General features: G+C 71.3%; 15 protein-coding genes. 6 read left to right on the forward strand and 9 right to left on the reverse strand.

Annotation, left to right across the window (positions count from 1 at the left end; translation table 11 throughout):
• The first annotated feature begins 3 nt into the window (after positions 1-3).
• On the forward strand, positions 4-768 hold the full coding sequence (locus tag ACZ4UV_RS21950; RefSeq protein WP_390039032.1) for an SDR family NAD(P)-dependent oxidoreductase: 765 nt from the start codon (positions 4-6) through the stop codon (positions 766-768).
• A 75-nt stretch (positions 769-843) separates the two neighbouring features.
• Here the strand turns inward: ACZ4UV_RS21950 and ACZ4UV_RS21955 are convergent, their stop codons facing one another.
• From ACZ4UV_RS21955 to ACZ4UV_RS21975, 5 genes are all read right to left on the reverse strand, one after another.
• Entirely contained in the window at positions 844-2,106 is a 1,263-nt protein-coding gene (locus ACZ4UV_RS21955; protein ID WP_451021776.1) for a metal-dependent hydrolase family protein, read from the reverse strand.
• Positions 2,107-2,143: 37 nt separating this feature from the next.
• Positions 2,144-2,473, reverse strand: coding sequence for a hypothetical protein (locus ACZ4UV_RS21960; RefSeq protein WP_390039036.1), 330 nt, complete (start codon positions 2,471-2,473; stop codon positions 2,144-2,146).
• A 17-nt stretch (positions 2,474-2,490) separates the two neighbouring features.
• Entirely contained in the window at positions 2,491-3,777 is a 1,287-nt protein-coding gene (locus tag ACZ4UV_RS21965) for an aromatic ring-hydroxylating oxygenase subunit alpha (RefSeq protein ID WP_451021775.1), read from the reverse strand.
• A 196-nt stretch (positions 3,778-3,973) separates the two neighbouring features.
• Positions 3,974-4,834 carry an NAD(P)-dependent oxidoreductase gene (locus ACZ4UV_RS21970; protein WP_467839972.1) on the reverse strand — a complete coding sequence of 287 codons (861 nt, stop codon included), beginning with the start codon at positions 4,832-4,834 and terminating at the stop codon, positions 3,974-3,976.
• On the reverse strand, positions 4,831-5,217 hold the full coding sequence (locus ACZ4UV_RS21975; RefSeq protein ID WP_451021773.1) for a carboxymuconolactone decarboxylase family protein: 387 nt from the start codon (positions 5,215-5,217) through the stop codon (positions 4,831-4,833). The genes ACZ4UV_RS21970 and ACZ4UV_RS21975 overlap by 4 nt, the downstream gene beginning before the upstream one ends.
• Positions 5,218-5,340: 123 nt before the next feature.
• Between ACZ4UV_RS21975 and ACZ4UV_RS21980 the strand changes: the two genes are divergently transcribed.
• Genes ACZ4UV_RS21980 through ACZ4UV_RS21990 form a run of 3 tightly spaced genes read left to right on the forward strand, consistent with a single transcriptional unit; the run spans position 5,341 to position 7,135 of the window.
• On the forward strand, positions 5,341-6,621 hold the full coding sequence (locus ACZ4UV_RS21980; protein WP_451021772.1) for a cytochrome P450: 1,281 nt from the start codon (positions 5,341-5,343) through the stop codon (positions 6,619-6,621).
• Complete coding sequence (locus ACZ4UV_RS21985) at positions 6,618-6,806, forward strand: ferredoxin (protein ID WP_390039046.1); 189 nt, start codon at positions 6,618-6,620, stop codon at positions 6,804-6,806. Before ACZ4UV_RS21980 ends, ACZ4UV_RS21985 begins: the two co-directional genes overlap by 4 nt.
• A 14-nt stretch (positions 6,807-6,820) precedes the next feature.
• A complete protein-coding gene (locus ACZ4UV_RS21990) occupies positions 6,821-7,135 on the forward strand; it encodes a DUF1330 domain-containing protein (protein ID WP_467839976.1) in 315 nt (104 codons plus the stop codon).
• Positions 7,136-7,217: 82 nt separating this feature from the next.
• On the opposite strand, the gene ACZ4UV_RS21995 is transcribed toward ACZ4UV_RS21990, so the two are convergent.
• From ACZ4UV_RS21995 to ACZ4UV_RS22005, 3 genes are read right to left on the reverse strand one after another with little or no spacing between them, the layout of a single operon-like run.
• Positions 7,218-8,069 (reverse strand): SDR family oxidoreductase, encoded by an 852-nt coding sequence (locus tag ACZ4UV_RS21995; protein WP_451021771.1) that lies wholly within the window; start codon positions 8,067-8,069, stop codon positions 7,218-7,220.
• Positions 8,066-8,524, reverse strand: a complete 459-nt coding sequence (locus ACZ4UV_RS22000; protein ID WP_467839979.1) for a VOC family protein — start codon at positions 8,522-8,524, stop codon at positions 8,066-8,068. The genes ACZ4UV_RS21995 and ACZ4UV_RS22000 overlap by 4 nt, the downstream gene beginning before the upstream one ends.
• Before the next feature lie 2 nt (positions 8,525-8,526).
• The gene (locus ACZ4UV_RS22005) at positions 8,527-9,165 is read right to left on the reverse strand and encodes a TetR/AcrR family transcriptional regulator (RefSeq protein ID WP_451021769.1); all 639 of its coding nucleotides are present in this window, start codon (positions 9,163-9,165) and stop codon (positions 8,527-8,529) included.
• Positions 9,166-9,250: 85 nt separating this feature from the next.
• On the opposite strand from ACZ4UV_RS22005, the gene ACZ4UV_RS22010 reads away from it, so the two are divergent.
• Positions 9,251-10,552: an acyl-CoA dehydrogenase family protein gene (locus tag ACZ4UV_RS22010; protein ID WP_451021768.1), complete on the forward strand. Its 1,302-nt coding sequence runs from the start codon at positions 9,251-9,253 to the stop codon at positions 10,550-10,552.
• The gene (locus tag ACZ4UV_RS22015) at positions 10,549-11,577 is read left to right on the forward strand and encodes a phosphotransferase family protein (protein WP_467839983.1); all 1,029 of its coding nucleotides are present in this window, start codon (positions 10,549-10,551) and stop codon (positions 11,575-11,577) included. The genes ACZ4UV_RS22010 and ACZ4UV_RS22015 overlap by 4 nt, the downstream gene beginning before the upstream one ends.
• A 61-nt stretch (positions 11,578-11,638) precedes the next feature.
• Here the strand turns inward: ACZ4UV_RS22015 and ACZ4UV_RS22020 are convergent, their stop codons facing one another.
• Complete coding sequence (locus ACZ4UV_RS22020; protein ID WP_467839986.1) at positions 11,639-12,787, reverse strand: acyl-CoA dehydrogenase family protein; 1,149 nt, start codon at positions 12,785-12,787, stop codon at positions 11,639-11,641.
• Positions 12,788-12,790 lie beyond the last annotated feature (3 nt).

Below are 12,790 nucleotides of genomic sequence, written 5' to 3' on the forward strand. Positions count from 1 at the left end.
CGGGTGACGACCTTCGCTGAGCTTCATGATCTGACGGGCAAGGTGGCCGTGGTCACCGGTGGTTCACGCGGTATCGGGCGGGCCATCGTGCAGACGCTGGCGGAGGCCGGCGCCGATGTCGTCGTCGCCTCCCGCAAGGGCGAGGCGTGCCGGGCGGTGGCCGGACAGGTGCGGGCGTCGACCGGGCGGCGGGCCGTCGGGATCGCCTGCCACGTCGGCCGCTGGGGCGACTGCGAGCGGCTCGTCGCCGAGACGCTGGAGCGGCTGGGCGGGCTGGACGTGCTCGTCAACAACGCCGGGATGTCCCCCGTGTACGAGAGTCTCGACGCGGTCGGCGAGGAGCTCTACGACAAGACCCTCGCGGTGAATCTGAAGGGGCCGTTCCGGCTGGCGGTCCTCGCGGCGAAGCACATGGCCGACCACGGCGGCGGCTCGATCGTGAACATCGGTACGGCCGGGTCGCTGATGGCCAGCGTCCACGAACTGCCGTACGCCTGCGCCAAGGCCGGACTCAACGCCCTCACGGTGGGGCTCGCGGAGGCGTACGCGCCGAAGGTGCGGGTGAACGCCATCCTCCCCGGGCCGGTGCTCACCGACGCCCACCAGGCCTGGGCGGCCGCGGACTTCGACCCGTCCTTCGTGCCGCTGGGCCGGCTCGGCCTGCCGGACGACGTGGCGCCGCTGGCGCTGCACTTCGCCAGTGCCGCGTCCAGCTTCACGACCGGCGCGATCGTCCGGGTCGACGGGGGCATCACACGGAAGGTGTGAACGCCGCACGGCATGCGGGAGGGCGGTGGCTCCGGCCGGAGCCACCGCCCTCCCGTCCCCCTCCCCCCGGTCCGCTCAGGACCGGGCGGTCTCCTCGTGCCGGAAGACCTGGCCGCCCTTCATCACGAACCGCACGTCCTCGGTGACCCCGATGTCCGCCAGCGGGTCGCCGGGGACGGCGATGACGTCGGCCAGGAGGCCGGGTTCGAGGCGGCCCCGGTCCTCGGCGTCGATCAGCGCGGCGGCGGTGGTCGTCGCCGCCCGGAGCGCCGCGAGCGGGGTCATGCCCCGGTCGACGAGGGCGAGGAGCTCACGGGCGTTGCGGCCGTGCGGGATGGCCGGGGCATCGGTGCCGCAGGCCACCCGGACACCGCGCTCGATCGCGCGTCTGGTCGTCGCCTTGGCGCGCGGGAACACGTCGGCGGCCTTGGCCTGGAGTTCGGGCGCGGCCTTGGAGACGTCCATGCCGTCGGCGATGTAGGTGGTGGCGACCAGGAAGGTGCCGCGCTCCACCATCAGGTCGAGGGTCTCGTCGCCGGCCAGGAAGCCGTGCTCGATGCAGTCGATGCCCGCGTCCAGCGCGGCCCGGACGGCCCGGTCGCCCATGCAGTGCGCGGCGACCTTGAGCCCGGCCCGGTGGGCCTCGTCGGCGATGGCGTGCAGCTCCTCGTCGGAGTACTGCTGGGCACCGGCCGGGCCGGTGTGCGACATGACACCGTTGGAGGCGCACACCTTGATGACCCGGGCGCCGTGCTTGATCTGGTAGCGGACCGCCTTGCGCACCTCGGCCACCCCGTTGGCGATCCCCTCCTCGACCGTCAGCGGCATGATGTGCGGCGCGAGCGCCTGGAACATGGTCGGGTCGAGGTGCCCGCCGGTCGGTGTGATGGCGTGGCCGGCCGGGACGACCCGCGGCCCCTCGATCCAGCCGAGGTCGATCGCCTTCTTCAGCGCCACGTCCAGCAGCAGGCCGCCGGTCTGCACGAACAGACCGAGGTTGCGTACGGTCGTGAAGCCGGCCCGCAGCGTGCGGCGGGCGTTGGCGACGGCCCGCAGGGTGCGCACGGCGGGGTCGTCCTGCACGGGGTTGAGGGGACTGCGGTGGTCGGGCCCGCCGAGGAGCAGGTTGACCTCCATGTCCATCAGGCCGGGCAGGAGGGTGACGTCGCCGAGGTCGAGCTCGACGGTGTCGGGCGCAACGGTGGCCGGGGCGACGGCCGTGATGTGCTCGCCCTCGATCAGCAGGTCGCCCGCCTCGACCAGTTCGCCCTTGTCGATGTCCAGCATGCGGGCGGCCCGCAGCCGCACCGGCGGCTGCGGGGTGCGCGGACGCGGCATCAGGCACCTCCCGGGACGCGGCTGACTCGCATGCCGTTCACACCGCCGGTTCCACGACGGAGTCGATGCTCGCCGCGCCCGTGTCCGGCACCTTGGGCTGTCGCCAGGCCTCCACCGAGAACGCGACGGTCACCAGCGCGCAGAACAGCCACAGCAGGTGCTTGTCCTCCTCGGAGATGTCCGCCATGGTGACCCGCTGCAGGTAGTCCGTGCCGGAGGCGAGCAGCGGGAACGCGGCGCTGTAGAAGGCGTCGAGCTCGTCCATGGTGCTGGCGATGCGCTTGGCGTACCGGGCCTTCTCGGTGGGGACCGCCCAGTCGGCGAAGGGTTCCAGCGCGGCGAACTCGGCGGGGAAAACGGTGGCCATGGTTCGGTCTCCTAGGGTCAGCTCGCGGTGGGGGCGCCGGAGGTGCGCTGCTGGTACTCACGGACGTACTGCCGGGCGGAACCGTGCAGATGACGCAGGAGAACCTCCTGGTCGTTGAGCGGGAACTCCCCTACCGTGCGTGACTCCAGCATGGTCTGCGTGGCCTCCAGCGTGTTGCCGTCCTGCAGGCCGTACTCCTTGAAGGAGACGACGGCCAGCTCCTGCTGGAGCCGCTGGAAGGCGTTCTCGGGCGGCACGAAGTAGCAGGTCGCCTCGAAGATGTGGGTGTTGTACGCGGTCGGCCAGTAGTGGTACGTCAGGACCCAGTTCGGCCGCCAGATCAGCAGCATGAAGTTGGGGAAGAACACGAACGAGTCCATGCCCCAGCGCGGGTCCCGGGTGGGGTTGACGGCGGGCGGCAGCTCTTCGGTCGTGAGACCGATGTCGGGTGCCTCCCACGGTCCGAACAGACCGCTGCGCAGGGCGCCTTCGATGGGCTTGACCATCGTGCGGTCGTGCGGCGGGGCGATGCCGCCCCAGGAGGAGACCATGCTGTGCGGGCCGTCGACGTCGTAGTGCAGCGCCTCGTAACCGTACTTCTGGATCTTGCGGGCCTCGTCGGAGACGTACTGGCCGGCGTGCAGGATCGGCGCGTGGTAGAACTCGGCGAACGCGTCGATGAACAGCTTCCAGTTGGCGCCGATCTCCGCGCGGTACGTGTGCGCCTGGGTCATCTTGTGGAACGGGTAGCCCTCGATGCCCTTGGCGAACTCGCCCAGGTACTCCCGTAGCGGAGTGCTGTTCTCGGGGTCGAGATTGACGAAGACGAACCCCTCCCAGACGTCGGTCTGCACGTCCTTGAGGCCGTACTGGGACTTGTCCAGGTCGAAGAACTCCTGCTCCTGCTGGACGAAGGCCAGCTTGCCCTCGAGGTCGTAACGCCAGGCGTGGTACTTGCAGGTGAACTGGCGGCAGACCCCGCTGGTCTCCTCGCGCGGGAAGTCGTTCCACACGAGCTTGTTGCCGCGGTGCCGGCAGATGTTGTGGAAGGCACGCACCTCGTCGTCCATGCCGCGCACCACGACGACCGATGTGCCCGCCGCGTCCAGTTCCTTGGTGAAGTAGCTGCCGCGCTTGGGGAGTTTCTCGACCCGGCCGACGTTCAGCCAGGTGCGCTTGAAGATGGCGTCCCGCTCCAGCTCGTAGTGGGCCGGCGTGATCGAGTCCTCGTACGACACCGGCTCCGTGCCGATCTTCAGGTGTGCGGTCCAGCTGCCCGCCTCGGGCTTCTTGAAGTGCGCCATGGGGTCTGGTCCTCCAGTCGCTTGTTCGGAGGAGACCTACGATAATCTCAGTCTCTCCAAACGAGAATGCTATTCTCACCCGAGATCGGCCGTCAAGTCAGCCGCCTGTCAGGAAAGGCGCAGGAGGCCGCGGCGGACTCGGCGGCCGGTCGCCCGGGATCGGCCCACGAGCCCGCGGGGCTCGTGGGCGGGCTCGTCAGGATCCGTCCACGAAGGGGAAGATCCGGGTGAAGTCGGCCCCGGGCTCGGCCTGGGCGAACCGCTCCCACACGTTCCCGGTCGCCTCGCCGATCGCGGTCGCGCCGCCCTGCTCCGCCACGGCACGCAGGTACAGCCGTACGTCCTTGTCCATCAGGGAGTTGGTGAAGCCTGCGGCATAGCGGCCGGTGAGGACCTGGGCCGGGAACTTGTCCCGGCTCGCCGCACTCCGGCCGCTGGACTCGTTCAGGACGTCGAGCATGGTGGCCATGTCGAGTCCGGCCGCGAGCCCGAAGGCGACGGCCTCGCTGGTGGCGGCGAGCGCGGTCGCGGCCAGGAAGTTGTTGGCGAGCTTGAGGGCCTGGGCCGGGCCGGGCCGGTCGCCGACCCGGCGGCGACGGTCGCTGAGCCCGGCCAGTACGCCCTCGGCGCGCGAACAGGCCTCGTCCTCCCCGGCGTACATGACGGTGAGGGTGCGGGCGCGGGCTCCGGCGACCCCGCCGGAGACGGGGGCGTCGACGTAGCCGATGCCACCCCCGGCCAGCAGTGCGGCGACGGCCCGGGCTGCGGCCGGACCGACGGTGGAGGTGTCGACGACGCACCGGACGCGCCGTCCGGGCGTAGCCAGGATCTCCCGGGCCACCTGCTCGCAGGCCCGGCCGCCGGGAAGGCTGAGCACCAGCACGTCGGTACGGCCGGCCACTTCGGCGACCGCGGGAACGTGCACGGCCCCCTCGGGCGACCGCCGCGGACCGAGCGCGTCGTGCGTCACGACCGCATGCCCGGCCGCCACGAGGTTCCCGGCGAGAACGCTGCCCATGTTGCCGAGCCCGACGAACCCGACGCTCCCGCCGGTCACTCCCCCGCCTCCCGTTCCGTGCGCACGCCGTTGACGACCCGCCGGGCGGCACTGCCGGCGGGGGCCGCGCAGTAGGCGGCGATCCGGAAGAGCAGTTCGTCGGCCTCGGCGTCGGTGACTCCGGTGCGCGACGTGGCGTCGGTATGGAGGCGGAACTCCTCCATACGGCCGAGGGCCGCCGTCATGGCCAGGACCAGGAGGCTGCGGTCCCGGGTGCCGAGGGCACCACCGCGGGCCCAGACACCCCAGGCCGTCGCGGTGAGGTAGTCCTGGAACTCGACGGCGACGGGAGCGGGACCGGCGGTCGTCGCGTCGGCACAGACGTCGCCGAGGACCTTCCGGCGGATGCCTCGCGCGGCGCGCAGTTCGTCTGTCTCTTCCATGAATCTCCCCGACAGTAGACGAGAATGTCACTCTCCTAAACATCATTCAGCATTCCAGTAAATTGAGAATTGTGCTATCGTTCCCGATCGTCAGGGTGCCGGCGAGAGGGAGCCGAACAGGCCGTGAACGACTTCGAGGCGATCGATTTCTTCCGGGACGAGAAGGTCGTCGCGGACCCCTATCCCTACTTCGACGCCCTGCGCGGACAGTGCCCGGTCCGTCGCGAGAACCACCACGACGTGATGATGGTGACCGGGTACGACGAGGCGTTGCAGGTCTACAACGACACCGACGCGTTCTCCGCCTGCATCTCGGTCACCGGCCCGTTCCCCGGATTCCCGGTCCCGCTGGAGGGCGACGACGTCAGCGAGCTGATCGAACGTCACCGGCACGAGCTGCCGATGAGCGACCAGCTGCCCACCATGGACCCGCCGGTGCACACCGACCACCGCGCCCTGCTGATGCGGCTGATCACGCCGAAGCGCCTCAAGGAGAACGAGGCGTCCATGTGGCACCTCGCCGACGGGTTGCTGGAGACGTTCCTGGCGCCGGGCGAGGGGGAGTTCATCAGCGGGTTCGCCGGACCGTTCACGCTGCTCGTCATAGCAGACCTGCTCGGGGTGCCCGGCGAGGACCAACAGGAGTTCATGGACCGGCTCCAACGCCGCCCGCAGGACGGCGGCGGCATCGGCAGCACGGGCGACGACACCCTGCACCACTCGCCGCTGGAGTTCCTCTACGGCCGCTTCGCCGCATACATCGAGGAGCGCCGCCGCGAGCCGCGCGCGGACGTGCTGACGGGCCTGGCGACGGCGACCTTCCCGGACGGTTCGACGCCGGAGGTCATCGACGTCGTCCGGGTCGCGGCCAACCTGTTCGCCGCCGGCCAGGAGACCACCGTCCGGCTGCTCAGCTCCGCGCTCAGGATCCTCGCCGAACGCCCCGAGCTCCAGCGGCTGTTGCGCACCGAGCGCGACCGCATCCCGAACTTCGTCGAGGAGACGCTGCGGGCCGAGAGCCCGGTGAAGGGCGACTTCCGGCTGTCGAAGGTGCCGACCACGGTGGGCGGCGTCGACATCCCGGCCGGGACCACGCTCATGGTGCTCAACAGCGCGGCGAACCGCGACCCGCGCCAGTTCGAGGACCCGGAGACCTTCGACGTCGGCCGTCCGAACGTCCGCCGCCACCTCGCGTTCGGCCGCGGCGCCCACACCTGTCCCGGCGCGCCGCTCGCCCGCGCAGAGGCCCGGGTGACCCTCGAACGGCTGCTGGACCTCACGTCCGACATCAGGATCGCCGAGCGGGTGCACGGCCCGGCGAACGCCCGCCGCTACGAGTACGTGCCCACCTTCATCCTCCGCGGCCTCACCCACCTCGACCTGGAGTGGAGCACGGCCCGATGAAGGTCACCGTCGACGACGACCGCTGCCGCGGGCACGGGGTGTGCTGCTCGGTCTGCCCCGAGGTCTTCGACCTGAGCGACGACGGCTACGCCGTGGCGGACACACCCGAGGTGCCCGCCGAGCACGAGGAGGCGGTCCGCTCGGCTGCCGCCCTGTGCCCCGAGCACGCCATCACCGTGACCTGACGCCGAGGAGCGCCATGCCGAAGGGCTACGTCATCTTCACCGAGGCCGTCGACGACCCCGCCGGCATGGCCGCCTACGGCAGGGCGGCCGGGCTCTCCATCGCCGAGAGCGGCGCCGCCGTGCTGGCCGCGGATCCCCGTCCGCAGGTTCTGGAGGGCGCCTGGCACGGCGACCAGACCGTGGTGCTCGAATTCGAGTCCGTGGCGGCGGCCCGGGCATGGTACGAGTCGGCCGCCTACGCGAAGGCGAAGTCGCTGCGGCAGGCGGCCGCCCGTACCAACGCCGTGATCGTGGCCGGGTTCGCCCCACGGACGACCGACGCCGGGTGAACACGGCCGGGGCTTCGCCCGACTCACCTTCACCAGGAGGCAAGTCGGGCTCCCCCGGCCCGGGAGTCATGCCCCGGTGCCGCTAGCGTGCCGCCAGGCCGGCCCGTACCCCGCCGTCGACCAGGATGTCGGTGCCGGTGAGGAAGGACGCCTCGTCCGAGAGCAGGAAGGCGACGACGGCGGCCAGTTCCCCGGGGCGGCCCTCGCGGCCGAGGGCGGACTGCCGTACCAGCGCCCGCATCGACGGGTGGTGTTCGGCCTCCTGACGCCCCTGCGAGGTGGCGACGACGCCGGGTGAGACCGAGCAGACGCGGGCCCCTGCCGCTCCGACGCGCACGGCCTCCCGCTGCACGAAACGCTGGACTCCGCGCTTGGCCCACGTGTAGGCCATGCCGGGGTCCTCGATGTCCGGGCCCACGGCTTCCCGGATGCGGTCGAGGAAGTGCTCGTCGAGCGGATCCGCCAGGGCCGCCTCGGTCGCCGGCCGCGGCTCGGTGTCGCCGAACAGGGCCGCCATCGACGCGAAGCACACCATCGCCGTGCCCCGGGTGAAGAGCGGGCGCAGGGCCTCGGCCAGCAGGGCCGTGCCGACGAGGTCGACCCTGAGGATGCGGCGCCAGTCGGCCATGGTGGGCGAGATGCCGGCGGCGTGGGCGACGGCGCGCAGGGTGCCCAGTTCGCGGGCCCGGGCGGCGAGGCCGGCCAGGGCGTCGCGGTCGGTGATGTCGAGGGTGTGCGGTTCCACGACGGTCGCGTGCGGGGAGGTGGAGAGGTCCTCCGCGGCCGTGGCAACGGTCTTCTCGTCCAGGTCGACCAGCAGCAGCCGGTCCACCGTGCCGACCAGGCGCCGCGCGCACTCCAGCCCCATGCCGCGCCCGGCTCCGGTCACGATTCCCACGCTCGTCATCGGGCCTGCCTCCTTCTCGACGGTCACGACGGCCTCCTGCCTGTCGTCCAGTACCGCTCCAGGACGGGCCGGAGCGTGCGGGCCACCAGTTCGATGCGCGGGCCGGCCTCGCCGTGGAGGAACGCCCAGTACGGGGTACCGTCCGGGCGGCGGCCGACGGCCTCGGACGCGTAACCGCGCCGGGCCAGCTCGGCGGAGTCGGCGGCCACGTCGTCGGACCAGTAGCCGAGGTGGTGGATGCCGGAGTCGGCGGCCGGCTGCCACAGGGTGCCCGGGACGCTCCGGACGAGCTCCACCCGGGGCACGGACATGGAGTAGGTCGACCTGAGGTCGAGGACCGCGTCGCCGCCGGGCAGGCTCACCCGGGCGGGCGCGCCCAGTTCCTCGCACCACCGGTGGCCGAACACGGCCGTCAACTCGGCCGCCGCGGCGGCGATGTCGTCGACGACGAGGCCGACATGGAACTGATCGGTCGCCTTCATTCTCACGCTCCTTCGGGTGTGACCGTGCGCAGGCAGAAGCGGGTGATGTGCTCGACGTCGGCGACCGTCGGGGGCGTCCGCCGCCACAGGTGGTCGGCGAGCCGGCCGACCACGGCGTGGGCGGCCAGGGCGGCGTCCAGGTCGGGGGTTGTGCTGCCGAGTTCGGTGTACGGCGGGCGGAGCAGGTCCGCGAGCAGGCCGGCGATCGAGGGCGGCCCGGCGAGGAACCCCTCCCCCACGCTCTGGGCGTTCCACATGACCGCGAGGGTCGTCTCGGCCGTGTCGGTGTCCATCGCCTGCGACAGGACGCCCTCGGCCCAGCGGCGCACCTTGCCCCGCGCCGTGGGCTCCTTCGCCATCTGATGGGCGATGTAGCCGCACAGCCGCTCGGCGCCGTCCTCCATGATCGCGGCAACCAGGGCGTCCTTGGACCGGAAGTGCCGGTAGAAGGCCTCGTTGGACAGTCCGGCCGCCGTCACGATGTCGGCGACGCGCGGGCGTGCCGTCGTGCCGAGGCGGCGCATGACCGCGCGTGCCGCGTCGAGGAGGGCTCGTACCTCGTGGGCGTACTGGTCGGCGCGGCGGGCCAGGGCGCGCTGGGCTATCCGGTCGGCGATGCCGTCCGGAGGCCGGTCCGGCACGTCGCCAGAAGTCGCGTTCCGCGACGAGGGAATTGTGTTCTCATCCACGAGAACGTTATTCTGACATCCGCCGGAAGGAGACACAATGCCGTGGGACTTCGAGACAGAGCCGGACTACCAGGCGCAGCTGGACTGGGCGGACCGGTTCGTGCGCGAGGAGGTCGAGCCCCTCGACCTCCTGTGGGACGGCCTGCAGTTCACCCCGCCCGACGACACCCTCCGCCGGGTCCTCGACCCCCTCAAGAAGGAGGTGCGGGCGCACGGCCTGTGGGCGACCCACCTCGGCCCCGACCTGGGCGGTGAGGGACACGGCCAGGTCAAGCTGTGCCTGCTCAACGAGATCCTGGGGCGCTCCTCCTGGGCGCCGGTCGTCTTCGGCTGCCAGGCCCCGGACACGGGCAACGCGGAGATCCTCGCCCACTACGGCACGGCGGCGCAGAAGGAGCGCTACCTGCGCCCGCTGCTCGACGGCGAGATCTTCTCCTGCTACTCGATGACCGAGCCCCAGGCCGGCTCCGACCCCAAGGAGTTCACCACCCGGGCGGTACGGGACGGGGACGAGTGGGTCGTCAACGGCTGGAAGTACTTCTCGTCCAACGCCAAAACGGCCGCCTTCTTCATCGTCATGGCCGTGACCGACCCGGACGGGGACCCGTACAAGAGCATGTCGATGCTCCTGGTCCCGGCCGAGACGCCCGGGATCGTCATCGAGCGGAACGTGGCGCTGGCCGGTGAGCCCGAAGAACGGGGTTCTCACGCCCTGGTGCACTACGAGGACGTACGGGTGCCCGCGGACGCGCTGCTGGGCGGCGAGGGGCAGGCGTTCGTCATCGCCCAGACCCGCCTCGGCGGCGGGCGGATCCATCACGCGATGCGGACGATCGGGCTCGCGGGCAAGGCGTTCGACATGATGTGCGAGCGGGCGCTGAGCCGGCACACGCAGGGCACGGTCCTGGCCGACAAGCAGTTCGTGCAGGGCCACATAGCCGACTCGTGGGCCCAGATCCAGCAGTTCCGGCTGGCCGTGCTGCACACCGCCTGGAAGATCGACAAGTACAACGACTACCGCAGGGTCCGCAAGGACATCGCGATGATCAAGGTCGTGCTGCCGAGTGTGCTGCACGACGTCGTCCACCGCGCGATCCAGGTGCACGGCGCCCTCGGCGTGAGCGGTGACATGCCGCTGTTCCGGATGCTCCTGGGCGCCAGCGTCCTGGGCATCGCCGACGGTCCGACCGAGGCGCACAAGGTGACCGTCGCCCGGCAGGTGCTGCGTGATCACAGGCCCAGCGAGGACCTGTGGCCGAGTGGCTACCTGCCCACGCGGCTGGCCGCGGCGCGGGCCAAGTACGCGGAGTTCCTGGCCCCGGAGACGGAGGCCCGGTGATCGACGTCGATCGGCTGGCCGACTGGCTGGACGAGTCCGCACTGCCCGGCAAGGGCGAGCCGGTCGAGCAGCGGTACGTCTCGGGCGGCGCGCAGAACGAGATCTACGAGATCCGGCGCGGCGAACTGCACTGCGCCCTGCGCATCCCGCCGCCCACCGCGCCGGCCGCCCGCGACGAGGGCATCCTGCGGGAGTGGCGGATCACCGCGGCACTGAACGGCACGGACGTCCCGCACACCGAGGCGATCGCCGTCTGCACGGACACCGCCGTCCTCGGCCGCACCTTCTACCTGATGGAGTTCGTCGACGGCTGGTCGCCCATGTCCACCACCGGCGGACGCGGCTGGCCGGACCCGTTCGGCACGGACCTGGCCGCGCGGGCGGGGCTGGCGTACCAGCTGGCCGAGGGCGCCGCCCTGCTGGGCCGGGTGGACTGGCGGGCGAAGGGGCTGGAGGACCTGGGCCGCCCCGAGGGCTTCCACGAGCGCCAGGTGGACCGCTGGACCCGCTACCTGGAGCGGGTGAAGGGCCGTGAGCTGCCCGGCTTCGACGAGGCCTCGGCCTGGCTGCGCGGTCACCGGCCGCTCGACTACGTCCCGGGCCTGATGCACGGCGACTACCAGTTCGCCAACGTCATGTTCCGGCACGGCGGCCCGGCACGGCTCGCCGCCGTCGTCGACTGGGAGATGGGCACCGTCGGCGACCCCAAGCTCGACCTCGCCTGGATGCTCCGCGGCTGGCCCGAGGACACGAGCGCCCCCGAGGCGGCCACCGCGTCCTATGTCGACCTGTTCGGCATGCCCTCGCGCGGGCAGCTGATCCAGCGCTACGCCGAGGTGTCCGGCCGCCAGGTCGACGACATGGACTACTACGACGTCCTCGCCCAGTGGAAGCTCGCCATCGTCCTGGAACAGGGTTTCCAACGAGCCGGTGACAACGAGAAGTTGCAGGCGTTCGGCCCGATGGTGCTGCAGCTGATGAAGTCCGCCGCCGACCTGGCGGAGACGACGCCCTACGGGAAGTGACCACCTGAGCGCCGCGGCCGCTCCCGGCGGCCGCGGCGCTCTCGCCTTCCCGGACGTGTTCTCACAGCCCCAGCGACTTGGCGATGATCACCTTCATGACCTCGCTGGTGCCGGCGTAGATCCGGGTGATCCGGGCGTCGGCGTACAGCCGGGCGATCGGATACTCCGTCATGTAGCCGTAGCCGCCGAAGAGCTGCAGGCAGCGGTCGACGGCTCGGGCCTGCACCTCGGTGCAGAAGAGCTTCACCTTCGCCGCGTCGCCGCCGGAGAGCTCCCCCTCGACGAGGTCGAGGACGGCGCGGTCGAGCATGGCCTGGGCGGCCTCGATCTCGGCGGCGACGGCGGCGAGTTCGAACTTGGTGTTCTGGAAGGACGCCACGGTCCTGCCGAAGACCTCGCGCTCCCTGACGTACTCGATCGTCGTGTCCAGCGCGGCCCGCGCCTGCGCGACCGAGCCGACCGCCACCGTCATCCGCTCCTGCGGGAGGTTGTGGCCCAGGTAGCCGAAGGCGGCGCCCTCCTCCCCCAGCCGGTTCGCCACCGGGACGCGTACGTCGTCGAAGGCCAGCTCGACGGTGTCCTGAACCTTGATGCCCATCTTGTCGAGGACCCGCCCCCGGGTGAACCCGGGCATCCCGTCCTCCACGACCAGCAGCGTCAGTCCCGCGCGCCGGTCGGCGGGGTCGCTCGACGTGCGGGCGACCACGATCACCAGGTCGGCGAGCAGACCTCCGGTGATGAAGGTCTTGGCGCCGTTCAGGAGGTAGCTGTCGCCGTCGCGTACGGCCGTGGTGCGGATGCCGGCCAGGTCGGACCCGGTGCCGGGTTCGGTCATGGCGACCGCGGTCAGCAGCGTGCCGGCGGCGAGGCCGGGGAACCAGCGCCGCCGCTGCGCGGAGTCGGCGTAGGCGAGGAAGTAGGGCAGGATGACGTCGAGCTGGGTGCGTACGGTGCCCAGGGTGACCAGGGCGCGGGCCGCCTCCTCCTGGAGGACGACGTTGTAGCGGTAGTCGTCGAGGCCGGCGCCGCCGTACTCCTCGGGGATCGCGATGCCCAGCACGCCGAGCGAGCCGAGCTGTTCGAAGATCTCACGGGGCAGCCGGCCGGCCCGCTCCCAGGAGGCGTAGTTCGGGACCACCTCCTTGGCCACGAACTCCCTGACCAGCTTGCGGAATTCCTCGTGGTCGGGTGTGTAGATCTCTCGGCGCACCGA

The sequence above is a fragment of the Streptomyces sp. NPDC028289 genome (assembly GCF_055565975.1).

Bases quoted from the DNA above. Each gene is read 5' to 3' on its own strand.
- ACZ4UV_RS21955 (WP_451021776.1), bottom strand. From the start codon at position 2,106: ATGCCGCGTCCGCGCACCCCGCAGCCGCCGGTGCGGCTGCGGGCCGCC.
- ACZ4UV_RS22000 (WP_467839979.1), bottom strand. From the start codon at position 8,524: ATGAAGGCGACCGATCAGTTCCATGTCGGCCTCGTCGTCGACGACATC.
- ACZ4UV_RS21990 (WP_467839976.1), top strand. From the start codon at position 6,821: ATGCCGAAGGGCTACGTCATCTTCACCGAGGCCGTCGACGACCCCGCC.
- ACZ4UV_RS21975 (WP_451021773.1), bottom strand. From the start codon at position 5,217: ATGGAAGAGACAGACGAACTGCGCGCCGCGCGAGGCATCCGCCGGAAG.
- ACZ4UV_RS22010 (WP_451021768.1), top strand. From the start codon at position 9,251: ATGCCGTGGGACTTCGAGACAGAGCCGGACTACCAGGCGCAGCTGGAC.
- ACZ4UV_RS21960 (WP_390039036.1), bottom strand. From the start codon at position 2,473: ATGGCCACCGTTTTCCCCGCCGAGTTCGCCGCGCTGGAACCCTTCGCC.
- ACZ4UV_RS21965 (WP_451021775.1), bottom strand. From the start codon at position 3,777: ATGGCGCACTTCAAGAAGCCCGAGGCGGGCAGCTGGACCGCACACCTG.
- ACZ4UV_RS21985 (WP_390039046.1), top strand. From the start codon at position 6,618: ATGAAGGTCACCGTCGACGACGACCGCTGCCGCGGGCACGGGGTGTGC.